Annotated in this window: 26 protein-coding genes; 14 read left to right on the top strand and 12 right to left on the bottom strand. The window is 68.5% G+C overall.

Annotated elements, in window-relative coordinates; genetic code table 11:
• Window positions 1-77: 77 nt before the first annotated feature.
• Entirely contained in the window at window positions 78-446 is a 369-nt protein-coding gene (locus G3I17_RS30505) for a DJ-1/PfpI family protein (RefSeq protein ID WP_203590983.1), read from the top strand.
• On the opposite strand, the gene G3I17_RS30500 is transcribed toward G3I17_RS30505, so the two are convergent.
• Both G3I17_RS30500 and G3I17_RS30495 read right to left on the bottom strand, forming a co-directional pair.
• The gene (locus tag G3I17_RS30500) at window positions 398-1,531 is read right to left on the bottom strand and encodes an SAM-dependent methyltransferase (protein ID WP_164601087.1); all 1,134 of its coding nucleotides are present in this window, start codon (window positions 1,529-1,531) and stop codon (window positions 398-400) included. The two genes, G3I17_RS30505 and G3I17_RS30500, sit on opposite strands and share 49 nt — an antisense overlap.
• A gap of 137 nt (window positions 1,532-1,668) precedes the next feature.
• On the bottom strand, window positions 1,669-2,370 hold the full coding sequence (locus G3I17_RS30495; RefSeq protein WP_164601086.1) for an SDR family oxidoreductase: 702 nt from the start codon (window positions 2,368-2,370) through the stop codon (window positions 1,669-1,671).
• A gap of 93 nt (window positions 2,371-2,463) precedes the next feature.
• On the opposite strand from G3I17_RS30495, the gene G3I17_RS30490 reads away from it, so the two are divergent.
• Window positions 2,464-3,054, top strand: coding sequence for a TetR/AcrR family transcriptional regulator (locus G3I17_RS30490; protein WP_164601085.1), 591 nt, complete (start codon window positions 2,464-2,466; stop codon window positions 3,052-3,054).
• Here G3I17_RS30490 and G3I17_RS30485 read toward each other — a convergent pair.
• A complete protein-coding gene (locus tag G3I17_RS30485; protein ID WP_164601084.1) occupies window positions 3,034-4,155 on the bottom strand; it encodes a glycoside hydrolase family 88 protein in 1,122 nt (373 codons plus the stop codon). The genes G3I17_RS30490 and G3I17_RS30485 overlap by 21 nt on opposite strands.
• A gap of 181 nt (window positions 4,156-4,336) precedes the next feature.
• Between G3I17_RS30485 and G3I17_RS30480 the strand changes: the two genes are divergently transcribed.
• Complete coding sequence (locus tag G3I17_RS30480) at window positions 4,337-5,548, top strand: alginate lyase family protein (RefSeq protein WP_164601083.1); 1,212 nt, start codon at window positions 4,337-4,339, stop codon at window positions 5,546-5,548.
• A 70-nt stretch (window positions 5,549-5,618) separates the two neighbouring features.
• Here the strand turns inward: G3I17_RS30480 and G3I17_RS30475 are convergent, their stop codons facing one another.
• A complete protein-coding gene (locus tag G3I17_RS30475) occupies window positions 5,619-6,800 on the bottom strand; it encodes a helix-turn-helix domain-containing protein (RefSeq protein ID WP_164601082.1) in 1,182 nt (393 codons plus the stop codon).
• A gap of 150 nt (window positions 6,801-6,950) precedes the next feature.
• Here G3I17_RS30475 and G3I17_RS30470 point away from each other — a divergent pair, with 150 nt between their 5' ends.
• The 3 genes from G3I17_RS30470 to G3I17_RS30460 are packed head-to-tail and all read left to right on the top strand — an operon-like array spanning window position 6,951 to window position 10,326.
• Entirely contained in the window at window positions 6,951-7,937 is a 987-nt protein-coding gene (locus G3I17_RS30470; RefSeq protein WP_164601081.1) for an alpha/beta fold hydrolase, read from the top strand.
• On the top strand, window positions 7,934-8,785 hold the full coding sequence (locus G3I17_RS30465; protein WP_164601080.1) for an SDR family oxidoreductase: 852 nt from the start codon (window positions 7,934-7,936) through the stop codon (window positions 8,783-8,785). Before G3I17_RS30470 ends, G3I17_RS30465 begins: the two co-directional genes overlap by 4 nt.
• A 14-nt stretch (window positions 8,786-8,799) precedes the next feature.
• Complete coding sequence (locus G3I17_RS30460; protein WP_343238469.1) at window positions 8,800-10,326, top strand: AMP-binding protein; 1,527 nt, start codon at window positions 8,800-8,802, stop codon at window positions 10,324-10,326.
• Between the two features lie 649 nt (window positions 10,327-10,975).
• Here the strand turns inward: G3I17_RS30460 and G3I17_RS30455 are convergent.
• On the bottom strand, window positions 10,976-11,812 hold the full coding sequence (locus G3I17_RS30455) for a siderophore-interacting protein (RefSeq protein ID WP_164601077.1): 837 nt from the start codon (window positions 11,810-11,812) through the stop codon (window positions 10,976-10,978).
• Between the two features lie 175 nt (window positions 11,813-11,987).
• On the opposite strand from G3I17_RS30455, the gene G3I17_RS30450 reads away from it, so the two are divergent.
• From G3I17_RS30450 to G3I17_RS30425, 6 genes are read left to right on the top strand one after another with little or no spacing between them, the layout of a single operon-like run.
• Window positions 11,988-13,028 (top strand): iron chelate uptake ABC transporter family permease subunit, encoded by a 1,041-nt coding sequence (locus G3I17_RS30450; RefSeq protein WP_203590982.1) that lies wholly within the window; start codon window positions 11,988-11,990, stop codon window positions 13,026-13,028.
• Window positions 13,028-14,080 (top strand): iron chelate uptake ABC transporter family permease subunit, encoded by a 1,053-nt coding sequence (locus tag G3I17_RS30445; RefSeq protein WP_164601073.1) that lies wholly within the window; start codon window positions 13,028-13,030, stop codon window positions 14,078-14,080. The genes G3I17_RS30450 and G3I17_RS30445 overlap by 1 nt, the downstream gene beginning before the upstream one ends.
• A 1-nt stretch (window position 14,081) precedes the next feature.
• Window positions 14,082-15,011 (top strand): ABC transporter ATP-binding protein, encoded by a 930-nt coding sequence (locus tag G3I17_RS30440; protein ID WP_164601072.1) that lies wholly within the window; start codon window positions 14,082-14,084, stop codon window positions 15,009-15,011.
• A gap of 16 nt (window positions 15,012-15,027) precedes the next feature.
• The gene (locus G3I17_RS30435) at window positions 15,028-16,080 is read left to right on the top strand and encodes an iron-siderophore ABC transporter substrate-binding protein (protein WP_164601070.1); all 1,053 of its coding nucleotides are present in this window, start codon (window positions 15,028-15,030) and stop codon (window positions 16,078-16,080) included.
• Window positions 16,077-17,108, top strand: coding sequence for an iron ABC transporter permease (locus G3I17_RS30430; RefSeq protein ID WP_343238468.1), 1,032 nt, complete (start codon window positions 16,077-16,079; stop codon window positions 17,106-17,108). Before G3I17_RS30435 ends, G3I17_RS30430 begins: the two co-directional genes overlap by 4 nt.
• Window positions 17,105-18,142, top strand: a complete 1,038-nt coding sequence (locus G3I17_RS30425; RefSeq protein ID WP_164601069.1) for an iron ABC transporter permease — start codon at window positions 17,105-17,107, stop codon at window positions 18,140-18,142. The genes G3I17_RS30430 and G3I17_RS30425 overlap by 4 nt, the downstream gene beginning before the upstream one ends.
• Window positions 18,143-18,145: 3 nt before the next feature.
• On the opposite strand, the gene G3I17_RS30420 is transcribed toward G3I17_RS30425, so the two are convergent.
• The 3 genes from G3I17_RS30420 to G3I17_RS30410 all read right to left on the bottom strand — a co-directional run bounded on the left by G3I17_RS30420 (window position 18,146) and on the right by G3I17_RS30410 (window position 20,161).
• Window positions 18,146-18,760, bottom strand: coding sequence for a hypothetical protein (locus G3I17_RS30420; RefSeq protein WP_164601067.1), 615 nt, complete (start codon window positions 18,758-18,760; stop codon window positions 18,146-18,148).
• Window positions 18,761-18,884: 124 nt separating this feature from the next.
• Window positions 18,885-19,256 carry an FKBP-type peptidyl-prolyl cis-trans isomerase gene (locus G3I17_RS30415; protein ID WP_164601065.1) on the bottom strand — a complete coding sequence of 124 codons (372 nt, stop codon included), beginning with the start codon at window positions 19,254-19,256 and terminating at the stop codon, window positions 18,885-18,887.
• 35 nt (window positions 19,257-19,291) lie between these two features.
• Window positions 19,292-20,161: an alpha/beta hydrolase gene (locus tag G3I17_RS30410; RefSeq protein ID WP_164601064.1), complete on the bottom strand. Its 870-nt coding sequence runs from the start codon at window positions 20,159-20,161 to the stop codon at window positions 19,292-19,294.
• Window positions 20,162-20,241: 80 nt separating this feature from the next.
• On the opposite strand from G3I17_RS30410, the gene G3I17_RS30405 reads away from it, so the two are divergent.
• Window positions 20,242-20,988: a hypothetical protein gene (locus G3I17_RS30405; RefSeq protein WP_203590981.1), complete on the top strand. Its 747-nt coding sequence runs from the start codon at window positions 20,242-20,244 to the stop codon at window positions 20,986-20,988.
• 151 nt (window positions 20,989-21,139) lie between these two features.
• On the opposite strand, the gene G3I17_RS30400 is transcribed toward G3I17_RS30405, so the two are convergent.
• From G3I17_RS30400 to G3I17_RS30390, 3 genes are read right to left on the bottom strand one after another with little or no spacing between them, the layout of a single operon-like run.
• Window positions 21,140-22,549 carry an ABC transporter substrate-binding protein gene (locus G3I17_RS30400; RefSeq protein ID WP_164601062.1) on the bottom strand — a complete coding sequence of 470 codons (1,410 nt, stop codon included), beginning with the start codon at window positions 22,547-22,549 and terminating at the stop codon, window positions 21,140-21,142.
• Window positions 22,550-22,565: 16 nt separating this feature from the next.
• Window positions 22,566-23,417, bottom strand: a complete 852-nt coding sequence (locus G3I17_RS30395) for a carbohydrate ABC transporter permease (protein ID WP_164601061.1) — start codon at window positions 23,415-23,417, stop codon at window positions 22,566-22,568.
• Window positions 23,414-24,331 (bottom strand): sugar ABC transporter permease, encoded by a 918-nt coding sequence (locus G3I17_RS30390; RefSeq protein ID WP_239063067.1) that lies wholly within the window; start codon window positions 24,329-24,331, stop codon window positions 23,414-23,416. Before G3I17_RS30390 ends, G3I17_RS30395 begins: the two co-directional genes overlap by 4 nt.
• 86 nt (window positions 24,332-24,417) lie before the next feature.
• Between G3I17_RS30390 and purD the strand changes: the two genes are divergently transcribed.
• The gene (gene purD / locus G3I17_RS30385; RefSeq protein ID WP_164601059.1) at window positions 24,418-25,707 is read left to right on the top strand and encodes a phosphoribosylamine--glycine ligase; all 1,290 of its coding nucleotides are present in this window, start codon (window positions 24,418-24,420) and stop codon (window positions 25,705-25,707) included.
• Here the strand turns inward: purD and G3I17_RS30380 are convergent.
• Window positions 25,700-26,371, bottom strand: coding sequence for a TetR/AcrR family transcriptional regulator (locus G3I17_RS30380; protein ID WP_343238466.1), 672 nt, complete (start codon window positions 26,369-26,371; stop codon window positions 25,700-25,702). The genes purD and G3I17_RS30380 overlap by 8 nt on opposite strands.
• Window positions 26,372-26,419 lie beyond the last annotated feature (48 nt).

The following is a 26,419-nucleotide window of genomic DNA, read 5'->3' as shown; positions in this document are numbered from 1 at the left end:
GGTGGGTGGCTGGAAACTAGCGGACGATGTCTTTCAAGCCACTTTCGCTGTGGCGGCGGTCGCGATGAGCTGGTCCCATGCGAATCGAGATCCTGGTCTTCGACGGTGTGGACGAGATGGACGTGATGGGCCCGTTCGAGGTCTGGAGCCACGCGTCGAGGCGGCCGGAGTTCGAGCTGGCGCTGGTCGGGCTCGACGGCCCGGCCGAGGTCACCGGCATGCACGGCCTGCAGTTCAAGGCACCACAAGGACTCGGCACGCCGGACGCGCTGTTCGTACCGGGTGGTGGCTGGATGAACCGGGCGGAGCGCGGTTCCTGGGCGCAACGCGCTGTGCTGGCGCCAAGGATCGCCGAGGTCGCTCAGCACACCCAGTGGACCGGATCGGTCAACACGGATCATCTTCTGCGTAAGAGGATTCCGCGGCTGCCGCGCTTGCGCAGATAGGCGCGCCCGCCGACGACCGTCTCAACTCGCGGCAGGACCAGTTCGAGTTCCTCCTCGATCGTCCACGCGGCCGGCCAGACCTGCGCCGCCAGCTTGCCGGGCTCCATCGACACGAACAGCCGGTCGGTCGGGAAACGATCGAGCAGCGTCAGATCCTGGTCGTAGTACAGCATCTCGATCAGCAGGTACGCCGAACCCGTCAGGCGCCGCGTGGTGGTCAACTCCTCGAAGCTGTGCGGGTGGATCCGGGCGTCACCCTCGACGTTCTCGCGTAGCCGTGCCAGGAAGCTCGGATTGGGCTCGGTGGCATCGACCGAATAGCCGTCGTCGAGCAGCCGTCGGGTCAACGCGCCTTCACAGGCGCCGACCTCGATCACCCGTCCGGCGACGGGATCGAGATGCCCGCGCACCCAGGCCGCGGTCGCGTCCAGCCGCTCGATCTCGTACGCCGAGGTCGCGAACTCCCACGGATCGGGGACCAGCGCGGCGTCCGGGCTCAGGCTGCCCATCAGCGCGAACAACCGGGCGCGCTCGTCGGGGTCGGAGTCGAAGAACCGCTCGACCGACTGGATCCGGCGGGTCAGCAGCGCGTTCTCGTCCTCGTCGTCGAGGCGGAGCAGGTCGGCGCAGTGGGTGTTGACGAAGTCGAGCTTGGCGTCGAGGCTCGCTTGCTCGAGCCGGACATCCAGCTCGGTCCGCCATTGGAACCAGTGCGCGTCACCGACCGCGTGCCGCACCGGCGCCCGCCGGACAGCGGCGGAAAGCTCGAGCCCCCACTGGCCGCGTTGCTCACGCGTGTCGGCCGGGGAGTGGGTCCAGACGGTCGCTGCGACGTCACCGGTCTCGAGCGCGATCGCGTCGGCCGCGCTGCCCGGTGAGAACGGTTTGGCGCCTTCGCCGGACGTCTGCAGCAGGTCGGCGAGTGGCGCGAGCCGGCCGGCCAGCGGCACCCCGGCCGGCAACCGCAGGTAGGCACCACGGTCAGCGATGACCAGATGCACTTCACGGCCGGAGCCTGGGTCTAGAACGGAGAGGAAGTCCACCACGACGTCCTCTGGACGCGTCACCGCAACGACATCAATCATCGGGAACCATATTACGCAAGAAGGCTACGAAAAGATGTCCGCCGCGTGTCGGTGAGTGATCCGCCTGAGACCAGGCGGCCGGCTCGCGCTGACCGCCTGGTGCTTGGAGCTTGGAGCTTGCCAGTGCCCTGCGGCGGCTACTTCTTGAGCTCGGCGTAGACGTCGGCCAGGTCGCCGGCGACGGCTGCCTTGGCCCAGCGGGCGGTGCCGTCGGCCAGTACCTCGTATGCGCCGGACTCGATCCCGTCGAGCGCGGCCTTGGCGATGTCGGCGGGGTTCTCCTTCGGGTCGGTGACCGCGGTGGTCATGTCGGTGTCGACGTAGCCCATGTGCAGGCCGGTCACGCTGATGCCGCGGTCCAGCAGCTCCAGCCGCAGTGAGTTGGTCGCCAGCCAGAAGGCGGACTTCGTGGCGGAGTACGCGCCGTGCCGGGCGACCCACGACAGCGCCGAGTGCGCGTTCAGGATGTGCCCGCCACCGTTGCGCTCGATCACCGGGACCAGCGCGCGGGTCAGGTTCACCGGGCCGAAGAAGTTGATCTCGAAGATCTCCCGGATCGCCTCGAACGGCACGTCCAGGTAGGTGTCCGGCGAGCTGCCGCCGGCGTTGTTGATCAGCACGGTGACATCGGGCACCGCGGCGACCAGGGCGTCGATCGAGGCCTGGTCGGTGACCTCGAGCGGGAGCGTGACGACGCGCGGGTCCGTGCTCGGCTGCGGTTTGCGGGCGGTGGCGTAGATCTTCTTGACGCCGCGGGTGAGCAGGTCGTCGACGATCGCCTTGCCGATACCGCGGTTGCCGCCGGTGACGAGGACGACGGCGCCTTCGAGGGTGGTCATATCGAGCTCCAGGGAGTAGATGGAAACCGTTCTGTTTCCAGACTCTAAACCGATCGGTTTCCAAGCGCAAACCGAGCCGGTACGCTCGATCTCATGAACACCCAGGCGACACCCCGCGAGCGGTTGCTGGACGCGGCGGGCGAGCTCTTCTACCGAGACGGCGTGAACATCGGCGTGGATGCGCTCTGCAAGGCGGCCGGCGTCTCGAAGAAGTCGATGTACCAGCTGTTCCGCTCGAAGGACGAGTTGATCGCCGAGAGCCTGGCCAGCGTCGGCCCGGGCTACCAGCACGCGCTGGAGCCGGGGGTCGAGGACGGTTCCACCCCGCGCGAGCGGATCCTGGCGGTGTTCGGCAAGCTGGACCAGCAGAGCGGCGGCGGCGAGTTCTTCGGCTGCCCGTTCGTCAGTACGGCGTTCGAGCTGAAGAACCCCGAGCATCCGGGCAGCGTCGTCGCGCGGCACTTCAAGCAGCGGTTGACCGACTTCTTCCTCGGAGAACTGGTGGCGGCGGGGGTCGATGACCCCGAGGGGATGGCGATCCAGCTGACGATGGCCTTCGACGGCGCGAGCGCCCGGGCCGTCGTACGGGCCCAGGCGCTCGGCGGGGTCGGAACCAGGCTGGCCGAGGCCCTCCTTGATGCGGCTGGTGTGACAGCTCCGGTACTAGCGAGCCAGGCCCGCTAGCTCGGAGCCGGCGAGCAGAAAGCCGCCGACGCCGAAGTCGGCGGTGGAGTCGTAGGTGATCGGCTGGCTCGACTCGGGCCGGTCGCCGACCTTCTGGACATAGCCGAGGAATCCGTTCGAGTGGACGGCCGTCTGTGCCATTCCGTTCCAGGCACGGGCTGCTACCGGTAGATGATTGACCGACGTCACCAAACCGGTTTTGACCGCGTACGCCGTCGCATAGGTGAAGAATGCGGTCCCGCTCGTCTCCGGGCCGGGCAGGTGTTGCGGGTCGGCGAGATTGACGTTCCAGAATCCGTCGGACCGCTGGATCGGCCGCAATGCACCCACCAGTTGCGTCAAGGTGCTGCCGTACTCGGCGACATTCTGCTGGGTCGGCGGCAGTGCCTTCAGCGTCTTCACGTGGCCGGCCGCGACCCAGCCGTTGCCGCGCGACCAGAGCACCGGTTTGCCGTTCGGCGAGACGATCTTGCCCGGCAGGAACCGGTCGTCGCGGTACCAGAGTCCGCTCGACGCGACGTACAGGCCGCGGGTGCGTTTGGTGTGGTTGTAGAGCTGGTAGAGCTTCGTCCAGTACGCCGGATCGTTGCGCAGGCGGCCGATTCGCGCGAACGGCGGCATCGCCATGTGCAGGGCGTCGTCCCACCACCAGTCATCGATCTTGCTGCTGGCAACCATTCTGCTCAGCGTGTCCGTTGCCGCGGTCAACTTGTTGGCGGAAGGCTCTATTTCGTTGAGGTCCAGGTAGACCTGGATCGCGTTGTGGTTGTCGGCATGCCGGGTGGCGACACCGCCCATGATCCCGTACGAGTGCTTCTCGGCCCAGCTGCGGGTGTAGTCGAGATAGCGCTTCTCGTTGGTCAGCCGGTAGGCGGCCATCAGGCCGCTGAAGAAGGTCGCGCGAGCCCAGCCGTTGTCGCCGGAGGCGGGATGGGTGGCGATCCACTGATCGGCCACCCGGCGGACCAGGGTGACGATCTGTGCGCGGCTCGGCAGCAGGTCGGATGGCGGTGCGGCGGGTGCTGCGGTGGCGGTGACGGAGGGTAGTGCCGGAGCGGCCAGAACGGCGGTTCCCAGACTCAGGAAGTGGCGTCGTTTCATGGGACAAGACCTCACTTTGTTCCATTGGGGATGGGACAAATCAGATTTTTGTTCCAGGGTGAACTTAGTGCTGGTTTGGATATTGACGCCTTCACCCTCTGTCGTCAAACTTCCGAAAGGACCTTGCGGTAAGCAGGGGGTATCGCGGGTCCTACCGCCCCCAAGAACAGGACATCCGCCCATGCGAAAGAAAGCACTGATCATTGCTGCCTGCGCGGCCATCACGGCCGGGACCCTGAGCAGCCCCGCACTCGCCGCACCGAAGGCCGAATCCGCTGTCCAGGCGCCATCGGCCGTCCAGGCGCCGGCCACCTTCACCCATCCCGGTGTCGGTGTCAGCCGCCAGCAGCTCGACTTCATCCGTACGAAGGTGCAGGCCGGCGCGCAGCCCTGGACCAACGCATACAACCAGGCGAAGAACAGCACCTACGGATCGCTGACCCGGACCCCGACGCCCCGGGCGGTGGTCGAGTGCGGCTCGTACTCGAACCCGAACTACGGCTGCACGAACGAGCGCGAGGACGCGATCGCGGCGTACACGGACGCCTTGATCTGGTACGTCACCCGGGACGATCGCTATGCGCAGAAGGCGATCCAGCTGATGGACGCCTGGTCCGCGACGCTGCAGGACCACACCAACAGCAATGCGCCGCTGCAGACCGCGTGGGCCGGATCTTCCTGGCCGAAGGCGGCCGAGATCATCAAGCATGTCTACGGCAACTGGCCGAACTCCGGCCGGTTCGGCACCATGCTGCGCAACGTCTACCTGCCGGAGATCATCAACGGCTCGAACTCCAACGGCAACTGGGAGTTGAGCATGACCGAGGCCATCCAGGGCATCGGCGTGTTCCTCGAGGACAAGACCGTGTACGACAAGGCGATCTCGCTGTACCGGGTCCGGGTGCCCGCCTTCGTCTACCTGGAGTCGGACGGCGCGCTGCCGAAGACCAAGCCGGCGCAGAACCTCGACACCACCGCCAAGATCGTCTCCTACTGGCAGGGCCAGAGCACCTTCGTCACCGGCCTGACCCAGGAGACCTGCCGCGACTTCGTGCACACCGGGTACGGCATCTCGGCGATCGGCCACGTCCTGGAGACGTCCCGGATCCAGGGCATCGACCTCTACCCGGAGTTCGGTGAGCGGCTGCGCCAGGCGCTCGGCTTCCAGTCCCGCTGGGAGCGCAACCTCGAGGCGGTGCCGTCCTGGCTCTGCGGCGGCACCGTGACCCGCGGCCTCGGCCCGATCACCGAGGTCGGCTACAACGCGATGCACACCCGCCTCGGCTACGCGATGGCCAACACCCAGGCCCTGACGGAGTCCCGCCGCCCCGCCGGCTCCAACAACCTCTTCGTGGCCTGGGAGACCCTCACCCACGCAGAAAACCCCAGCTGACAAAGCGCTTACGTCCGAAGAACTCGCGAGACGTCTGCGCAGTTCTTCGGACGTAAGCGGTGTACGTCGGTCAGGTGGGCGTGACGTTCAGGGCGCTCAGGGCTGTTACGAGTTCGGCGAGGTGCTGGGGGTCGCGCAGTGACCGTCCGGTGAGCGTCTCGACCCGGCGCAAGCGGTAGCGGATGGTGTTGGGATGACAGTGCAACTGCTCGGCCGTGCGGTCGGGTGAGCCCTGGTTGCTGCACCAGGTGCGCAGGGTCCGGATCAGCGTCGTCCGCTCGTGAACACCGAGCGCGAGCAGCTCACCGAGTACGACGGCGCTGATCCGCTCGGCTTCGACGGGCGCGGCGCTGACCAGCATCGCGAGCGGGCTGGTGTCGTACTGGACGACCTTGCCGCCGCGATGGCTGAGCGTGGTCAACGCGATCCGCGCGTCGTGCAGCGCTCGGGGCGTGTCCCGGAGATGCTCGAAGAGCCCGCTGACTCCCATGTCGCTGACGGTGCCGCTCTCCAGATCAGCCAGTACTGCGTTCTCCGCCGTGCCCGGCCCGATCGACAGCAGACCGGTGAGCGCGTCCGGCTGCCACCGCCAGGTCGATCGCACTCCGTGCCGGCGCAGGTGGTCGTCCAGGTCGCGGGCGGAGAGCTCCGGTGTCCGGGTGATCGCCACCAGGAATCGCCCGCTGAGCGGCAACCCGAGGGTCTCGCCGATCTCCCACAATGAGGTCGTGTCGGTCACTGTGCCGAGGAACAATGCGTCGAGCATGGCCAGCCGTCGATGTTCGAGCTGGACTGCCAGGTCGGTCGAGGCCGCCCGGTACGCGATCGCCAGCGCATCGGTGCATTCACCCGCCAGGCGCCAGACGGTGGTGGCCGCATCGACCAGGCTCCCGTCGCCGGCGAGACCAGTGGCTCGGGCCGTCTCGACCAGGTCCTGCCAGAGGAGTTCGAAGCCGAGGCGGAAGGCGCGCAGTACGTCGGGGAGCGGTGCGTCCTGCTCGGCGCGCTCCCGGCCAGTGGCGCGAGCGGGGCCGAGGTCCAGCGGTACGGAGGCGCTGAGGCTGCGGAGTACGGGCTCGAGGTTGTCGTGGATCGAGCGCCGGAGATCGGCCGTCGGGAGGTTGCCGCCGGCGTAGAAGGGGAGCTCCTGGCGAACGCGCCGGCCCATCGCGTCGACCACGGCGTCCAGCCGCTCGAGAACCTGATAACCCAGCGCCGACAACTCGTCGCGGGCCTGCGCCTGTGCGCCCATTCCTGCAGCGTAGCCGCAGGTCAGCCTGCACGGATTGGTCCGGCGGACAAATTCTGCGGCTGATCGTGCTGCCCAGCGACATTGTCCGGCGGGCCCGGCCGGATCGAGGCTGCGATCAGGGCTTCGACAACGTCCCGGGAGGTTCGGCAGATGCTGCTCCAGTCGTTCACGGCGATCCTGCTCGCTGTACTTCCGTCGGCCGCCGCGCCCGGAGTGGTGCAGACCTGCTCGGACGTCAGTACTGCGATCTCGGTCGCGGGCGTCCCGGATGGCGTCATCTACGGGCGTTACTGCCGCAGTTCGGTGGCGAGCGCCAAGCCACTCCAGATCCTCGTGCCCGGGGTCACCTACACCCACGCGTACTTCGATCTGCCCGGCTTCGACGGGCGGTACTCATATTCGAAGTACATGAACGACCACGGCTACGACACGTTGGCGATCGACCGGCTCGGGATCGGTCGCTCGACCCGGCCTGCTCTGGGCGTCGCGGTCAACGCGTACTCCAATGCCGATGCGGTGCATCAGGTGGTCAGCGCAGTACGGGCCGGGCAGCTCGGCCGGTCGTATCAGCGGGTCGTGCTGACCGGGCACTCGTACGGGACCTTCGTCTCCGATCTCACGGCCGCGACCTATCACGATGTCGACGGGGTGATCGGCACCGGCTGGTTCCAGCAGCCCAGTGCGCTCGGCGTCGTCGGGCTGGTGTCGACGCTGGGGCCGGCCGCGCTCGACCCGAGGTTCTTCGGGAAGATCCTCGACCCCACCTATGTCACCACCCGGCCTGGTACGCGCGGCTTCTTCTACCAGGCGGACAACGCGGATCCGGCGGTGATCGCGGCTGATGATGCGCTCAAGGACACCGCGTCGCTGTCCGAGACGACGTACCTGGTGGAGACGAACACCGGGCTCAGCACGCGGATCGGCGTACCGACGCTGCGAGTCGTCGGCGCGCTCGACCGGGTGATCTGCAATCCGATCGCCTGTACGCAGGCAGGTCTGGAGCACGCCGCGCCGACGCTCTTCCCGGCCGGGGCCGAGGTCTATGTCCAGCCCGGTGCCGGGCATGACGTCGCGCTCGAGCTGAACAACACCCTGGGATTCGCGAGATCTCTCGCCTGGCTGGAGGAGAGGTTTTGAAGCGGGACTACAGCGGTGAGCTCGAGGGCCGCGTCGCGGTGGTGACCGGGAGCAGCCGCGGGATCGGGCAGGCGTTGGTGCTTGCGCTGGCCGCCGCCGGGGCCGATGTCGTGGTGAGTGGGAAGAGCGAGACGGAGGATCCGCGGCTGCCCGGCACGATCCACTCGGTCGCGGCGGAGGTTCAGGCGTTGGGGGGACGGGCGATCGCAGTACGGGCCGATGTCCGCGACGAGGCTCAGGTCGAGGCCTTGATCGGGCGGACGGTGGAGGAGTTCGGCCGCGTCGACATCGTGGTGAGCAACGCGGGCGCGCTGTGGTGGGAGCGCGTCGTCGACACTCCACCGAAGCGGTACGACCTGATGTGGCAGGTGAATGTCCGCGCGAGTTACCTCGCCGCGTACTACGCGCTGCCGCACATGATCCGGCAGGGCTGGGGCCACCTGCTCACGAACAGCCCCGCGGTGACAACCGCGGCGACGCCCGGAAAGGCGGCGTACATGACGACCAAGATGGGCATGAGCCGGCTCGCGCTGGGGATCGCGGCCGAGCACCTGGACGACAACATCGCCGCCAATGCACTCTGGCCGGCCGCGCCGATCGACACCGCCGCCACCCGGAACTGGGGTGCCGACCGGATGGGTGAACCGGCCCAGTGGCGGCGGCCGGAGATCTACGTCGACGCCGCGATGGAGATCCTGACCAGCGAACCCCGCACCTGTACCGGGCGGATGGTGACCGACGAGGAGATCCTGACCGAACGCGGCTGGACCGCCGAGGACCTCGACTCCTACTGGCTGACGGGTTCGCGCCCGGCCGAACCGTTCTGGATCGATGGGCGGACCTCATGATTCTGGATGAGACCGTGGGATCCTTGCTCCGGTGGGCCACTGAGCAGAATCCCTCAGCGGTCGCGCTGGTCGAGGGACTGCCCGATCCGGCGGATCGCCGTCGCTGGCGATACGCCGAGCTGCTTGCCGAATCCGAACAGGTCGCGCGTGCGTTGCTCGGCCGTTTCGAGCCCGGCGAACGGATCGCTGTCTGGGCCAACAACATCCCTGAGTGGGTGGTGTTGGAGCTGGCCGCTGGTCTTGCGGGGCTGACGCTTGTGACGGTCAACCCCGCGCTGCGGGAGAGGGAACTCGTCCACGTGCTCTCGCAATCCCGGGCCGCGGGCATCTTCCTGGTACGCCGGTATCGCGACAACCCCTTGCTGGACACGCTTTCCGCCGTACGGCCAGAGCTGCCGTCGTTGCGCGAGGTACTCCTTTTCGAGGACTGGTCCGGGTTCAAGGAGTCGGGGTCGCCGACCGAGGTGTTGCCGGATGTGTCGCCTGACGATGCTGCGCAGATCCAGTACACGTCGGGGACGACCGGGAGGCCGAAGGGCGCCGTACTGCGCCATCGGGGGATCACCAACAACGCACGGCTGTCCTACGTCGACACCTTCGACATGGCGCCTGGCGAGGTGTTCGTCAACCCGATGCCGTTGTTCCACACGGCCGGCTGCGTGCAGGGAACGCTTGCGCCGCTGGCGAGTCTGGGTACGCACGTGCTCGTACCTGGGTTCGATCCGGCGTTGCAGTTGCTGCTGACCGAGTCGGAGCGTGGCGCGCAACTGTGCGGAGTACCGACGATGTTGCTGGCGATGCTGGGTCATCCGGCCTTCGCTGGTACGGATCTGTCGTCGGTGCGTTATGCGATCTCCGGTGGCGCCACGGTCGCGCCCGACATCGTCCGGCGGGTCGAAGCGGCGCTCGGCGTACCGATGGCGATCGTCTACGCGCAGACCGAGGCCTCGCCTTGCATCACGATGACCCGGCTCGACGACGCGCCGGACGACCGCGCCGAGACGATCGGCCGGGCGCTAACTGGAGCCGAGGTGCGGATCGTCCGCCCCGGCAGCGGTGAGCCGGCCGGCCTGGGCGAGATCGGGGAGCTGTGCACCCGCGGGTATCACGTGATGGCCGGCTACTTCGACGACCCCGAGCAGACGGCCGCAGCCATCGACCCGGACGGCTGGCTCCACACCGGCGACCTGGCGAGCATGGACGAACGCGGCTACTGCCGGGTCGAGGGGCGCCTCAAGGAGATGATCATCCGCGGCGGCGAGAACATCTACCCCCGCGAGATCGAACAACTCCTGATCACCCACCCCACGGTCGAGGATGTGGCGGTCGTAGGCATCCCGGACCCCTACTGGGGCGAACAGGTCGCCGCCTTCATCCGCCCCGCCCGAGACCTGACCCCAGACCCCGAAACCCTCCAGGCCTTCACCCAAGCCCACCTGGCCCCGCACAAAGTCCCCCGCACCTGGCGCATCGTAGAAACCTTCCCCACCACAGCCTCAGGCAAAATCCAGAAATACGCCCTCCGCGACCAGCTGTCCTGAATCCCTTTGCCGCTGACCCGCTGTAGCTGCGACCATCTCGCCATGACTTTCCACCGAAAGGTCCATGCCGCGTAGGCGACCCGGCGCCGTGCGCGCCCAGCAGACTCCCGTCGACCAGTGCAGCGTGGTCGACGGACTGTCCGCCAGAACGACCGCAGCCCTGGCCCACATCGAACAACGCCGCCTGTGGCCCGGCCGTACCGCGTCCGCACTTCGCAGCTACCGCCGCTTCCTCCGCCAGCCTGGTCGCTGGCTCTATCTACCGCAGTACGGCTGCCCCTGCTGCGACGACGAACTAACCGACGCCAGAGACGACCTCCAGTTGGCGCTAGACGCACTGCCCCCATCGGGCCGCACTGAGCTGTGGCGAATCATCGCCCCACTCGACCAGGAAACACTCCGCCGTACCCTGCCAGACCCCCACTCAGAGGGAGGCCGGGGCCCCTACGGCGCCAACTGGTGGCACCACCGCCTGAAGGAGCGAACCTGATGGCTACATCTGGGGCTTCGCCGCTATCGGGAAACTATTTGCCGCCAGGTGCAAGTTAGTTTCCCTTCAGACGCACTCGTCACCACCGGGGTTTGGAGCTGCGACGAAGGAGCCGCGATGTCGGGTGGGTGGGAGCTGCGACGGAGGAGCTGCGTGAGGCTAGATCTGGGGTTCGCCGCGTTTCCAGTAGCCCTGGAAGGAGATGGCGGGCTTGGGGAGGCCGACGGTGTTGACCAGGTGGCGGCGGATTTGCTTGATCATCGCGGATTCGCCCGCCACCCAGGCGTAGTCGACGTCGTACGGGAGGGCTGTGGACTTGAGGGCCTCTAGCAACGACTTGGGGGCGTCGTCGGGGCCGCCGGTGTGGGGGAGCCAGGTGATGTCCACACGACCGGGGCTCGGGAGGGCGCGGATGTCGCGGATGTCGGGGACCTCTACGAAGACAGTCGCCCGTACGTCGGCCGGCAGCTGCTCGAGGATGCCGGCCAGAGCGGGCAACGCGGTTTCGTCGGCGACCAGCACCCGGCTGAGGCTCGTTGCCGGGGGCACGTAATCCACGCCGGACATCAACAGACCCTTGGTACTGCTGGTGTCGACGGCGAAGGGCAGGATCAGGCCGATCTCCGCGCCCACCGAGACCTCGCTGACCCACGCCGACGCCGGGCCGTTCACGCCGTGCAGGACGAACTCGATGTCGAGCTCGGCCACCGCCGGCCGGAGCGCGCGCACGGTGTACGTCCGCATGATGAAGCGTTCCTCGGCGGGCAGCGTGCACCACTCGGCGTACCAGTCGTCGCCGGTGGGCAGTCGCAGGTCGCCGCCGTCGGGCGGGGAGAGCAGCACCTTGATGCGCTGGTCCGGGCCGGCCGTGACCACGTCGGCGATCCGCGGGGCCACGAAGGTCACCCGGCGCAGGTGCGGGCTGAGGTCGTCGACCGCCGCCACGGTGGCGAGCACCGCGCTGAAGTCGATCGGGCGCTCGAGCACTGTCGTCATGCCAGTGTCTCCGTCAGGGGAAAGTAGTGACAAAGCAGGGGTTCAGATGCGACCCGGGAGCGAGCCGGGTTATGGTGATGCACCTAGAGGTTAGCCTTACCTAAGAGGATCATAAAGTCCAATGCCCCCGCCTTCCGCTACCGACACGGCTTCCGCCGCGGCCTCCGCCGGCGGTATGGGAACTGCTCCCGCCGGCGGTCAGCGGCGCCCGCGTGCCCGCCGGACGACCCTGATCGTAGGTCTGGTCGGCTGCTTCGCGTTGCTGGTGCTCGTCTCGCTGCTCAGCGTCGCGATCGGCTCGAAGCAGATCCCGCTGTCGACCGTGTTCGACGCCCTACGCCACTACGACGACGCGAACACCGATCACGTGATCATCCGGTCGCTGCGGGTGCCGCGGACGGCGATCGGGCTGATGGTCGGCGCGGCGCTCGGCCTGTCCGGCGCGCTGATGCAGGGCGTGACGCGCAACCCGCTCGCCGACCCGGGCATCCTCGGCGTCAACGGTGGCGCCGCGCTCTTTGTCGTCGCAGGCATCTACTGGTTCGGCCTGACCAGCCTGACGGCGTACGTCTGGCTGGCCTTCGCCGGCGCGGCCGCGGCCTCGGTGGCCGTCTACTTCCTCGGCTCACTCGGCCGCGAAGGCGCGACCCCGGTGAAGCTCGCGCTGGCCGGCGCGGCGATGACCGCGATGCTCGGCTCGCTCACCACCGCGCTGCTGATCGGTGACGTCGACACCTTCGACCAGTTCCGGTTCTGGGCGGTCGGTTCGCTGGCCGGCCGCGGTTCGGACATCGCCAACCAGGTCGCGCCGTTCATCCTGATCGGCATCGTGCTCGCGCTGGTCTCCGGCCGCGTCCTGAACGCGCTCTCCCTCGGCGACGACGTGGCCCGCTCCCTCGGCCAGCGCGTCGGGATGGCCCGGCTCTTCACCGCGGTGACCGTCGTACTTCTCTGCGGCGCGGCGACCGCAGCCGCAGGACCGATCGGTTTCGTCGGCCTGACCATCCCGCACGTCGCCCGCCTGGTGACCGGCCCGGACTACCGCTGGATCCTGCCGTACTCGATGCTGCTCTCCCCGATCCTGCTGCTCGGCTCGGACGTGATCGGCCGCGTCGTCGCCCAGCCCGGTGAGCTCCAGGTCGGCATCGTCACCGCGGTCATCGGGGCGCCCTTCTTCATCGCCCTGGTACGCCGCCGCAAGCTGGCGGACCTCTGATGGCCGGCCTCACCGCGGAGCACGCACCCGCCCAGGTGATCGCCCGGGCGCGCGCCGGCCGGCAGGCCCGGAACGTCGCCGTGGTCGTCGTCCTGGCCGTCGTCGTCTTCGTGATCTTCTGCGTCTCGCTCTCGCTCGGCGACTTCAAGATCCCGGTCGTCGACGTCGTCAAGACGCTCTTCGGCGGCGGCGACAAGGCCACCGAGTTCATCGTCAACCGGCTCCGGCTGCCGCGCGCGCTGACCGCGATCCTGGTCGGCGTCGCGCTCGGGATGTCCGGCGCGATCTTCCAGAGCATCGCCCGCAACCCGCTGGCCAGCCCCGACATCATCGGCGTCACGTACGGCGCGAGCGCGTTCGCCGTCTTCGCGATCATCACCCTCGGGGTGACCGGTGCGGCGGTGTCCGGCTTCGCGATCTTCGGCGCGCTGCTGACCGCCTTCACCATGTACCTGCTCGCCTGGCGGCGTGGAGTGTCGAGCTACCGGCTGATCCTGGTCGGGATCGGCATCGGCGCGATCGCGACCAGCGTCACGTCGTACCTGCTGACCAAGGCCCGGGTCGAGATCGCCCAGCAGGCGCTGATCTGGCTGACCGGCAGCCTGAACGGCCGCGACTGGTCGCACGTCCGGTCGATGGCGATCATGCTCGTACTGGCCGCGCCGGTCACGGTCGTACTGGTGCACCGGTTGCGCATCCTGCAGCTCGGCGACGAGACGGCGTACGGGCTGGGCCTGCGGGTCGAGGGCTCCCGGCTGGCGCTGATCGTGGTCGCCGTCCTGCTCGCCGCGGTAGCTACGGCGGCAGCCGGGCCGATCGGCTTCGTCGCCTTCGTCGCGCCGCCGATCGCTCGCTGGCTGACCCGCTCACCCGGCCCCGCGATGGTCGCTTCGGCGCTGATCGGCGCGCTCGTGGTGGCGCTGTCCGACCTCGTCGCGCAGCACGCGCTGGGCGACACCCAGTTGCCCGTCGGCGTCGTCACCGGCGTGATCGGAGCGCCGTACCTGATGTTCCTCTTGGCCCGGACCAACCGGATCGGAAGTGGTGGCTGACATGGAGGCGGAAGTGGACCACAGTCTGTCGGCCGAGAATCTCGCCGTCGGTTACGACCAGCGCGAGATCATCCACGACCTGTCGGTGCGGATCCCGACCGGCAAGATCAGCGTGATCGTCGGCGCGAACGCGTGTGGCAAGTCGACCCTGCTGAAGACGCTCGCCCGGCTGCTCAAGCCGAGCCGCGGGACGGTGCTGCTGGACGGCAAGAGCATCCAGTCGATCCCGACCCGGGCGGTGGCGCTGAAGCTCGGGCTGCTGCCGCAGTCGCCGACGGCACCCGAGGGGATCACGGTCGCCGACCTGGTCGGCCGCGGGCGTTACCCGCGCCAGGGCTGGATCCGGCAGTGGACCAAGGGTGACGACGAGGCGATCGCCGACGCGATGCTGTCGACGGACGTGCTCGAGATCGCCGACCGGCCGATCGACGAACTGTCCGGTGGCCAGCGGCAACGGGTCTGGATCGCGATGGCGCTCGCGCAGGAGACCGACATCCTGCTGCTCGACGAGCCGACCACGTTCCTCGACCTGACCCACCAGTTCGAAGTACTGGATCTGCTGGTCGACCTGAACAAGCGCGACCAGCGGACCATCGTGCTGGTGCTGCACGACCTCAACCAGGCCTGCCGGTTCGGCGACCACCTGATCGCGATGAAGGACGGCGCGATCGTTGCCGAGGGCAACCCGAGCGAGGTGATCACCGAGGAGGTCGTCCAGGACGTCTTCGGGCTGGCGGTCAAGATCATCCCCGACCCGGTCGCCGGTTCGCCGATGGTGGTCCCGATCGGCCGGCACACCACCCGGGCCGATCCGCCCACGACCGACTCGCCCACCACCGACTCGTCCGCGGCCGGCACAGCGAACCCGGCCGCCAAGGCACTGGCCGCGTCGGCCGCCGCCAACGGCATCTGCCGTCCTACCGACCGCTGATCGATGTGAGGGAACAGTGCCTGTACTGAAGTGGAAGACCGTCCTGGCCACGATCCTCGTGGCGGCGTCGGCGGCAGGCTGCTCGTCGGCCTCGGGCAACGAGGCAGGCGGGGGCGATGGAGCCCGCAATCCGGTCCTGGGCGCTTCCGAGGGCTCTGCCGACGGTCCTTCGGCCGCGCCGAGCGCTCTGGCCGACGGCATGGGTTCCGATGTCAGCAAGGACGGCGCGTTCCCGCGAACCGTCAAGCACTTCAAGGGCAGCTCCGTACTGAAGGCCGCACCGACCCGGATCGCCGTCCTGAGCACCGGGCAACTCGACGACCTGCTCTCCCTCGGCATCGTCCCGGCGGCCACCACCCGCGCCACCAGCGCCGGACTCGTACCCGGTTACCTGGCCACCGCCTTCCCGCAGTACCAGGCGAAGCTCGCGGTGATGACCGATGCGGGGACCCGGCAGGCGCCCAACCTGGAGACGCTGGCCGCCGCCAAGCCGGACCTGATTCTCGCCAACGACTCGCTCGGCGAGCTCTACCCCAAACTCTCGAAGATCGCGCCGACCGTTGTCACCGCCGGCAACGGCATCAACTGGAAGCGCGACCTGCTGCTTGTCGGCGACGCCGTCGGCAAGGGGCAGCAGGCCAGGCAACTGGTCGACAGCATCGCCGCCGACGCCGCCGCGCGGGGCAAGGCCCTCGGTGGTGTCACCGTCTCCATGCTGCGGTTCACACCCGACCGCACCCGGATGTTCGGCGTCTCGTCCTTCACCGGATCGATCGCGGTGGACATGGGGCTCGGCCGGCCTGCGTCCCAGCAGTTCAAGGCGATCTCGGAGGACATCTCGGCCGAGCGCATCGACAGCGCCGACGGGGACTGGATCTTCTACTCCGTGCAGGGCGACGAAGGCAAGACGGACGCGGCGAGCGTGCTGGCCGGTCCGCTGTGGAAGTCGATGAAGGGTGTCACGGCCGGCCACGCGGTCAAGGTCGACGACGACCCTTGGTACTTGAACGCCGGCCCGGCCGCCGCCCGCCTCGTCGTCACGCAGCTCGCCGAGCACATCGGCAAGTGAGCAGCCGTCTGGGCGCACGCACGGCCAGGCCGACCCGCCGTCTCGGCGCGCGTGTTGTCTGGCCGGCCGCCGTTCTCCTGGTGGCCGTCGTGGCGCTGCTCAGCCTCGCCGTCGGCGCCCGGCCGGTATCACCGTCGGCCGTCTTCGATGCGCTGCTGCGCGGCGGCAGTACGCCGGACGCACTGGTCGTCCTGTCGCTGCGGGTGCCGCGGACCGAGGTCGGGCTGACCGCGGGTGCCGCTCTCGGGCTCGCCGGGGCGACGCTGCAGTCCGTCACCCGTAACCCGCTGGCCGACCCCGGCATCCTCGGGCTGAGCCAGGGTGCGGCGGCCGGCGTGGTGATCGCCATCGCGCTCGGACTCGCGAACGGGTTCGGCGGCTACGTCTGGTACGCCTTCGCCGGCGCGGTCGTCGCAGCCTGGCTCGTGTATGCCATCGCGGCGCGCGGACGGGGCGGCGCGTCACCCGTGAAGCTCGCGCTGGCCGGCACCGCCCTCTCCGCGATGACTGCCGGGGGCACCACCGTCGTCCTCACCTCCAGCTCCGCCACGCTGGACCAGTTCCGCTTCTGGCAGGTGGGCGCGCTCAGCGGGCGCGATGCCGGCACCGTGCTGAAGATGCTGCCGTTCCTCGTCGCCGGGGCACTGGTCGTGCTGGCCTGCGCCCGCGGCCTCGATGCCCTCGAGCTCGGCGACGACACCGCCCGGGCGCTCGGCCACCGAGTGCTTCTCGTTCGCGGTTCGGCAGCGCTCGGCGCGACCCTGCTGACGGCGGCCGCAGTGGCCGCCGCCGGGCCGATCGCCTTCGTCGGTCTTGCCGTACCCCACCTCGCTCGCCGCTTGGTCTCCGGCGGCAGTCGCCAGGTGCTCCCGCTGTCCGCCCTGCTCGGAGCCGCTCTGCTGCTGGGCGCGGACGTGGCCGGCCGGGTCGTACGGGCGCCAGCGGAGGTACCGGCCGGTGTCATGACCGCGCTGGTGGGCGTACCGGTGCTGGTGGTGCTCGTACGGCGGAAGGTGGCCGGCACGTGATCCCCGCCGGGCTCACCGTGCTGCAGCCCCGGCCCGACCTTTCCATCGTCCTGCACCGGCGCTCCGCTGCCGTCGCCGTTGGCCTCCTGGTGCTCCTCGTCGTCGTGATGGGCGTCTCGGTGTGTGTCGGGCAGACCTTCGTAGCACCCGGCGAGGCATGGCGGACCATGCTCGACGGCGGCGGCCCGTACGACCTCGTCGTCAACGAGTTGCGGGTGCCGCGGGTCGTCCTCGGTGCGCTCGTCGGCGCCGCGCTCGGTACGGCCGGGGCACTCGTGCAGACGGTCGCGCGCAATCCGCTGGCCAGCCCGGACGTCATCGGCGTCGGGCACGGGGCCGCGGCCGCGACCGTACTCGCGCTGGCCACCGGCGCGGTGAGTTCACCCGGCGCGATGCCAGTCGTCTCTGTCGCGGGCGGTCTGGCAGCAGCGGCGCTCGTGTACGTGCTCGCCTGGCGACGCGGGATGCACGCGAACCGGTTCGTGCTGATCGGGGTCGGTATCGGCGTCGCGCTGTCGGCCGTCGTCCAGCTCTATCTCACCGACAGCCAGTTGGAGGCCGCCGAGCAACTGAAACTGTGGCTCACCGGGAGCCTCAACGGGCGCGGCTGGGAGCAGGCCGGCCCGCTGGCCGTAGTACTGGCGCTGTGTTTGCCCGCGCTGGTGTGGGCTGGGCGGGCGATGCGGCCGCTCGGCTTCAGTGACGACACGGCGGCTGCGCTCGGGGTACGGGTGCAGCGGACCCGCCTCTGGCTGACGGTCCTCGGGGTCGTCCTCGCCGCCACCGCCACCGGCGCCGCAGGCCCGATCGGGTTCGTGGCCCTCACCGCGCCGCAGCTCGCACGACGGCTCACGCGTCGGCCCGAGCTGCCGCTGCTCTGCTCCGCGTTGACGGGAGCGGTGGTGCTGGTGGGCGCCGATCTGGCGGCCCGTACGGCGCTGCCGCCGCTGGAGATACCGGTGGGCGCGCTCACTGCGCTCGTCGGCGGGCCGTATCTGCTGTGGTTGCTGGGCCGCGCCAACGAACAGCGGTGAGGATCAGTGTGAACGCCTTACCTGGTAGAGGATGAGGCCGGCCAGTAAGGCGCCCAGGGTGCCGAGGGTCAGGTCGCCGAGGGTGTCGGTGTAGGCGGTCTGGAGCTCGGCCGAGTGGCGGACGAAGGCGACGTACTCGCCGAGCTCCCAGATCACCGCCGCGGTGGCGCCGAAGCCGAGGGCGACCATGGCGGTCAGGCCGCGGGTGAGGTCGCGTCGGGCGAAGGCGGTCAGTGCGCCCGCGGTGAGCAACGCCCACAGGATGAAGTGCATCGCGTCGTCCCACCAGCTGATGGTGTCGAACAGGTTGAACCGGTTGCCGAGCAGATCGATCAGCCAGGGCAGCGTCAGCAACAGGTCGGCAGGCCACGGGAAAGCCTTGTGCAGCTTGCTTTTCGTACGTCCGTAGGCGAACCACCACAGCGGCAGTACCAGCGCGCCGATCGGGTAGACCACCAGCCGGGCGGTCGACGCCTTGCCCTTGATGCCACTGAGATCCGGCCAGATGATTGCCGTCAGCAACAACGCGAACAGCGCGGCCTTGGCCAGCAGGGCGGCGTACTTCGTCCGGTCGGCCCGAACTGCCGCCGGAACGGTCGTGGCAACCATCGTCGTCATGCCTCCCAGTCAACCCGCTGGGGCGACAGCGCGGATGCGTAGTACTACGTGAAAAGGCCCCCGATCGCGTCATTGTGACGCAATCGGAGGCCAGACGTCAGGACCGACGCCTACGGTTGGGAGATCAGCTCACGCTGACCAGGTCGACCACGAAGATCAGGGTCTCGCCCGGCTTGATCGCGCCGGGCGCGCCGCGGTCGCCGTACGCGAGGTGCGGCGGGATGACGAGCTTGCGCCGGCCGCCCACCTTCATGCCCTGTACGCCGGTGTCCCAGCCCTGGATGACCTGGCCGACACCGAGCTGGAAGGCCAGCGGGGTGCCGCGGTTGTAGGAGGCGTCGAACTCCTCGCCGGTGGAGTGCGCGACGCCTACGTAGTGCACGTTCACCCGGGAGCCGGCTTTGGCTTCGGCGCCGTCGCCCGCGGTGATGTCGGTGATCTCCAGATCCGCCGGCGGCGGGCCATCCGGAGGGTCGATCTCAGGCTTGTCAGTCATGTCTCCAGCTAACCAGATGGGTGCCGGGGGACCGGTCAGCGGGCCAGTACATCGCGCAGTTTCGCCCCGAAGTCGACCGGCTTGCCGGGCATCCCGTACTCGTCGCCGAGGAAGCCGCCGTGGTTGCTCGGGAACACCACCGGGGCGAGCCCGAGCCGCTCGGCAACCGCCTTCCCGCCGCGGGCGGCGAGCTGGTTGGCTGACTCCTCGCCGATCCCGACGACCAGTTTCGCGCCGGCCTTGCCGAGCGCGTCGAAGTCGGGCCGGTACGACGTAGAGCCGCGCAGGTTCTGGCCGAGGAGAGCGTCGTCGCGGGAACCGTCGTCCCCGGCGGGGAGCCCGAACATCGCCGGGTCGGGCGCAGGCTGCTCGGTGTAGTCGGCCGGGATCTCGCCGTCGAAGCCGACGAACGCGATGAACTTCGCCATCCCGGCGCCCATGCCGTCGCGCTGGTAGGTCTGGTAGATGTCCTCGGTGGCCTTGAGCGCTGCCTCGCTGTCGGGGACGATCGCCGCCAGCGGTGGCTCGTGTGCGACGAGGGTGTTGATCAGGTCGGGCCTGCTGGTGATGAGGGCCAGTGCATTGATTGCTCCGCCGCTGCTGGCGAACAGGTCGACCGGGCCGGCGTCGAGGGCCTCGATCAGGGCCGCCAGATCACCCGCGTGGTCGTCCGGGGTCAGCTCACCGGTGCCGTCGGTCCGCGTGCTGCGCTCGACGCCGCGCGGGTCGTACGTGACGACCGTACGATCGGTGAACTGCGCGGCCAGTGTCGGGAAGCCACTCGCGGCCATCGGGGAACCGATCATCAGCAGCACGGGCTGCTCGCGATCGCTGAGCTCGCCGCGGACGTCGTACGTGAGAATCGCGCCCGGTACGGCGAGCGTGTGGGTGACGGGATCCGGCATGACAACTCCTCGAATCGGGCACGTGGCTGCTGTCTGGACAGTAGCGCCTGTGCACCCTTCGAGGGCTAGCGTCGATGCCCATGCGGAAGAAACTCGCCATCCTGCTCAGCGCCGCGGTGGTAGTTGCCGCGGCAACAGGTTTGTCCCTGGCACGCCCGTCGGCTGCCTCCGCGTCTGCCCCTGCCTTGACGGGTGAGGACTACGGGCAGTACTCGCTGATGTTCGAGAAGTCGGCCGGTCAGTACTGGGCCGGTGAGGCCGCCGCGGGCCAGTGGGCCTGGACGCCGCTGAGCGCGACCACGGCCGACATCTCCTGGGGCGACCCGAAGGCGTGGCCGCCGAAGTCGGCCGAGCGCTTCATCCACTCCGGCGACTGGGTCCTGCTCGACGGCTACAACGACGGCGCCGGCCGCCCGCTCACCCAGCTCCAGCGCGTGACGTCGGAGAAGATCGGCTCCGCGACCTGCACGGGAATGCAGGAACTCCCGTCAGCCGGCGGCCGCCAGCACTACGTGAAGTGGAACATCCCGACTACCGGCTACTGCCTGGACGCCGTAGGCACCATCAAGCCCCCGAACAACTCCACCACGGTCAACTTCCGCCACCTGCAGAAGTGGAGCCCGCCGCACGCCTGCTCCAACGCGTACTTCACCAACCAGACCTGCATCACCCAGTTCGAGCAGTGGTGGGACGACAACAACCACGCCTACGCCCTCCAACTCTCCCGCTCCCTCGAGATCGCCCGAGGCAAAGGCCCGGCCTTCACCAACCACACCACCGTCCCCGTGGCATGGAACGCCGAAGCCCGCTACTACTGGCACTACTGAACCGCTGACATCCGACGACGCGGGGCGGCCCCGTCGTCTTGGGGTTAACCCCCGAGAGTTCGGCCGGAGGTGGAGCGACGGAGGAGAGGGCGCGTGGGGATAGAACTGAGCGGCCGGGGAGGTGAGTCCCCGGCCGCCTTTTGTTACTGGGCTACTTCTTGACCGTCTTGTTGTACTGGTCGATTTGCGGCTTGATGGAGTCCGCGGCGTCCTTCATGGCCTTGGCGGGATCGGTGCCGAGGACTGCTTTCTCCAGGCCGTCCTCGGCTGCCTTGCGGGCTTGGGGCATGACGCCGAGGATGCAGCCCGAGGAGGCGTTGGAGGGCTTGGTGCTGTGGAGTTGGGTGATGGCGGTGGTGAACTGCGGGTACTGCGCCACCCATGCCTTGTCCTCGGGGAGGTCGAGGGCCTTCGAGTTGATCGGAAAGTAGCCGGTGCCGGTGTGCCAGGCGGCCTGCTGCTCCGGCGACGACGCGAACTTCACGAACTCCCACGACGCGCGCTTCTCGGCGTCCGAGTGACCGACACCGTCGACCCACAGCGAGGCGCCGCCGATGATCGGGCCGCCGGTGCTGTCAGCGGACAGCTTCGGGAACGGCGCCGTCAGCACGGTGAACTTGCCCTTGGCCGCGTCCAGGTAGCCGCGCAGCGAGCCGGTCGACTCCAGGTGCATCGCGGAGGTACCGGACTTGAACACCGCCTGCGCGTCGTCGGTCTTCTTGCCCGTGTTCGGCATGTAGCCGAGCTTGACCATCTGCTGGTACCAGGTGGCGACCTTCACGCCCTGCTCGTCGGCGAAGTCGACCTGGGTCGCGAGGTCCTTGCGGCCGTTCTCGTTGTCGCAGTACGTCGTCCCGGACTGCGCGATCAGCTGCTCCAGGAACCAGCCGTAGATCGCCGCGTTGAAGCCGTACTGGACCGTCTTCCCACCCTGCTTGACGGTGAGCTTCTTGGCCGCGTCCATGATCTCGTCGAGGTTCGTCGGCGGCTTCGCGGGATCCAGCCCGGCCTTCACGAACGCTTCCTTGTTGATGTACAGCAAGGGCATCGACGTGTTGAACGGCATCGAGTTGAGCTTGCCGTCGATCGAGTAGTAGTTCGCGATGTTCGGCTCGATCGAGTCGAGCGTGTAGCCGTCCTTGTCGGCGAAGCTCTGCGTCGGCACGGTCTGCTTGGAGTCGATCATGAAGCGCGAGCCGATGTCGTAGATCTGGACGACCGACGGCGTGCTGCCCTGCTGTACCGACGTCTTGTACTTCGTGATCGTCTCGTCGTAGTCGCCCTGGTAGACCGCGGTGACCTCGATCTTGCCGCTGTTGGCAGCGTTGAACGCCTTCACCAGCTTGTCGACCGCCTCGCCGTTGGCACCCTTCATACCGTGCCAGAACGTCACCTTGGTGACGCCGGTCGCCTTGTCCAGCGCGTCCGCGCCGGGCGCTTCCTGGCCGCCGCTGTTCGAGCCGGAGTCGGAGTCGCCGCTGCCGCAACCGGTCGCCACCAGGGCGAGCACTGCCAGCAGGGAGAAGGCGGCTGCCGTACGCCGTTGTCGGACAGATCGCATCGCAATTGCCTTTCTTTTAACGGATCGCGCCCGCGGTCAGCCCGCGGACGATGAAACGCTGACCGAAGATCACGATGGCCAGGGTCGGGAGGATGGACAGGGTGACGCCGGCCAGGATCAGGCCGGGGTCGGCCGCCTCGGCGTCGTTGAGCTGGCTGATCCCGATCTGCAGCGTCCGCCGGGTGGCCGAGTCGCCGATCAGCAGTGGCCAGAAGAACTGGTTCCAGCCGGCCAGGAAGACGTACAACCCGACCGCCATCAGGGCGGGCTTGTTCAGCGGGACCAGGATCAGGCGCAGGAACCGCCAGTGCCCGCAGCCGTCGATCGTCGCCGCGTCGCGCAGCTCGGTCGGGAACTGCAGGAACGACTGCCGCAGCAGGAAGACGCCGAACGCGTTGGCCAGGAACGGCAGGACCAGAGCCAGCATCGTTCCGGCGTACGACGCGGTCAGCCGCTCGCCGCCGATCGACCAGCCGGTGATGGTCAGGTAGTTCGGCAGCACGATCGACTCCCACGGCACCATCAGGGTGCCGAGGAACAGGCCGAACAGCACGGTCCGGCCCCACATCTTCATGAAGACGAACGCGTACGCCGCGAGCACACTGGTGATCAGCTGCGACAAGGTGATGATCGAGGTCTGCAGGATCGAGTTCAGGTACTGCCGGCCGATCGGCGTACCGGCCGAGGAGGCGCCCTCGTAGTTGCCGGTGAAGATGCCGTGCGGGAACAGGTCCGGCGGGTACGACGAGATCTGGCCGGGCGACATGATCGAGCCCGCGATCACGTAGTACACCGGGAAGATCACCGCGAGCGCCGCGAGGATCAGGACGGCGTAGGTGACGAGCCGTCCGGGGGTCAGCCTGGTCACTTGTAGTGCACCCGCCTCTCGAGTACGCCGAACTGGATCCCCGTGCAGATGAGCAGGATCAGCAGCAGCACGATCGCCTGCGCCGAGGCGGCGCCGAAATCGCTGGCGTTGTTGGCGAAAGCGGTGTGGTAGATCGAGTAGACGAGCGTCTTGGTGGACTGCTCGGGGCCGCCCTCGGGGGTGAGGATCTTGATCTGCCCGAAGCCCTGCAGCGACTGGATGGTCGAGATCACCACCAGGAAGAACAGTTGCGGGCCGAGCATCGGCACGGTGATGAACCGGGCCGCGCGCCAGCCGCCGGCGCCGTCCAGCGTGGCCGCCTCGTTGATCTCCTGCGGGATCGCCCCGATCCCGGCCGACAGGACGAGCACGTTGTAGCCGATGCTCATCCAGACCGTCGTGATCGCGACGCTGACCAGCGCCCAGGAGGGGTCGGTCAGCCAGCCGATCCGGTCCACCCCGAACTTGCCGAGGATCCCGTTGGCCAGCCCGATCGCCGGGTTGTAGATGGTCGCGAAGATCACCGACGCGCTGGCCACCGAGAACGCGAACGGCAGCGCGAAGGCGGTCCGGAAGATCCGGATCCCCTTGATGTGCTGTTCGAGCAGCAACACGATCGCCAGGCCGCCGAGAACGCCCGGGATCACCGTCAGCAGCACGAAGGCGAAGGTGACCCACAGGATGTGCCGGAACTCGGAACTGCCGAGCATGTCCCGGTAGTGCTGCAGCCCGACGAAGGCGTCGGGCCGGCCGAACAGGTCGGACCCGTGCAGCGACAGCGAGACGGACTTCCCGAGCGGCCAGACGATGAACAGAGCGAAGATCACCACACACGGGAGCAGTAGCAGCCAGGAGGCCAGCGATGCCGGTGTGGGACGACGGCCGGGGCGGGCCGAGATGGATTTCGTAGTCAAGCGATTACCTCCAGTCACGCGCAGTCTTACACCGCCCAGGTCCGGACAAACCGAGCACACGCCTAAGTGCACTAGGCTCATGGCTCGTGAAGGTTCTAGTCATCGGCTCTGGCGGCCGTGAGCACGCACTCGTCTGGGCGTTGAGCCGGGATCCTGAGGTCGAGCAGGTCGTCGCGGCCCCGGGCAACCCTGGCATCGCCGCCTTGCAACCGGAGTACGAGAAGCAAACGATCGTTTGCCGTCCGGTGGACATCTCGGACCACGATGCGGTCGTCGCGCTGGCGACCGAGGTCGGCGCCGATCTGGTCGTCGTCGGACCCGAGGCGCCACTGGTCGCCGGGCTCGCCGATCCGCTCCGCGCGGCCGGGATCGCCGTCTTCGGCCCGTCGGGGGAGGCGGCCGAGATAGAGGGATCGAAGGCCTTCGCCAAGGACGTGATGGCCGCGGCGAGCGTACCGACCGGCCGGGCCTACGTCTGTACGACGCCGGAGCAGGCCGCCGAGGCGATCGATGCCTTCGGCCCCCCGTATGTCGTCAAGGACGATGCGCTTGCCGCGGGCAAGGGTGTCGTCGTCACCTCGGACCGCGCCGAGGCGCTCGAGCACGCGGCCGGCTGCGACCAGGTGCTGATCGAGGAGTTCCTCGACGGCCCCGAGGTCTCGCTGTTCGCGATCACCGACGGTGTCACCGTGCTGCCGATGCAGCCCGCCCAGGACTTCAAGCGCCTTGGGGACAACGACGAAGGCCCCAACACCGGTGGTATGGGCGCCTACACCCCGTTGCCGTGGGCACCGGAAAACCTGGTCGAGGAGATCACCGAGAAGGTGCTCCAGCCGACCGTCGACGAGCTGCGCCGCCGCGGCATCCCGTTCAGCGGCCTGCTGTACGCCGGACTGGCGCTGACGTCGCGTGGCGTCCGGGTGATCGAGTTCAACGCCCGCTTCGGCGACCCGGAGACCCAGGCCCTGCTGCCGTTGCTGAAGACGCCGCTCGGCGGACTCCTGTACGCCGCCGCGACGGGCAAGCTCGCCGCCGCCGAGCCGCTGAGCTGGAAGTCCGGCGCGTCCGTGGCGGTCGTCGTCGCGGCCAAGAAGTACCCGGCCAAGCCGCGCAGCGGTGACGTGATCAGCGGTATCGAGCAAGCCGAGGCCGGTGGCGTCCGCGTCTTCCACGCCGGGACCACGATCGAGGACGGCGAGGTGGTCACCTCGGGCGGCCGGGTCCTCGCGGTCAGTGCCACCGGCAAGGATCTCGACGAGGCCCGTCAGCGTGCCTACGCGGGGGTGGGCCAGATCCTGATCAAGGGCTCACAACACCGGACCGACATCGCCCTCAAAGCGGCCCGCGGCGAGATCGACCTGCAGCAGATCAGCTGATCGGCGGTAGAAAGCGGGCCAGCCCGTCGAGGACCAAGGTGAGACCGAAGTCGAACTCGTCGCCGAAGACGTAACCGGGCTGGAGGACGTGCTCCACCGCCAGCTCGGTCAGGTGTGGGTACTGACCTGAGCTGAACTGCTCCATCATCGCCCCGGCCACCTCGGCGGCGCCTTCGGAGCCCTCGAACGGCAGCGACGACTCCTGCAGCGCGAAGCCGTAGACGAAAGCGTCGAGCAGCGCATAGGCGTGGGCCGTCATCGGCACCGAGAAGCCGGCGGCGCGAAACGTGCCGACGTTGGCGTCGTGATGCCGCAACGTCGCCGCGCCCGGGTTGGTCCGCGACTCCATCAAGGCGATCGCCCATGGGTGCTGCCGCAGTACCTTGCGAGCCGACTGCGCGCGCTTGGTGATCTCCGCGCGCCAATCGCCGCCCGGCGCAGGCAGCTCGATCTCGGCGAAGACCAGGTCGACGATGCCGTCGAGGATCTCGTTCTTGTTCGCGACGTAGTAGTAGACCGACATCGGCTTGACGTCCAGCTGGGTCGCCAGCGACCGGATCGTCAGCCCGCCCAGGCCGCCACCGTCGGCGACCGCGACGGCGGCCCGCAGCACCCGCTCGCGGCTGAGCTGCGGGCGGTCTCCGGACCCCTGTGAACGTGGCACTGGACGGACGATAGCAGTTTCGTACTAAGTACGATACGCTCCCCGTAC

Source organism: Streptomyces sp. SID13031 (assembly GCF_010548305.1).
Classification (GTDB): Bacteria; Actinomycetota; Actinomycetes; order Propionibacteriales; family Kribbellaceae; genus Kribbella.
This window is presented reverse-complemented; position numbering and strand designations above follow the sequence as displayed.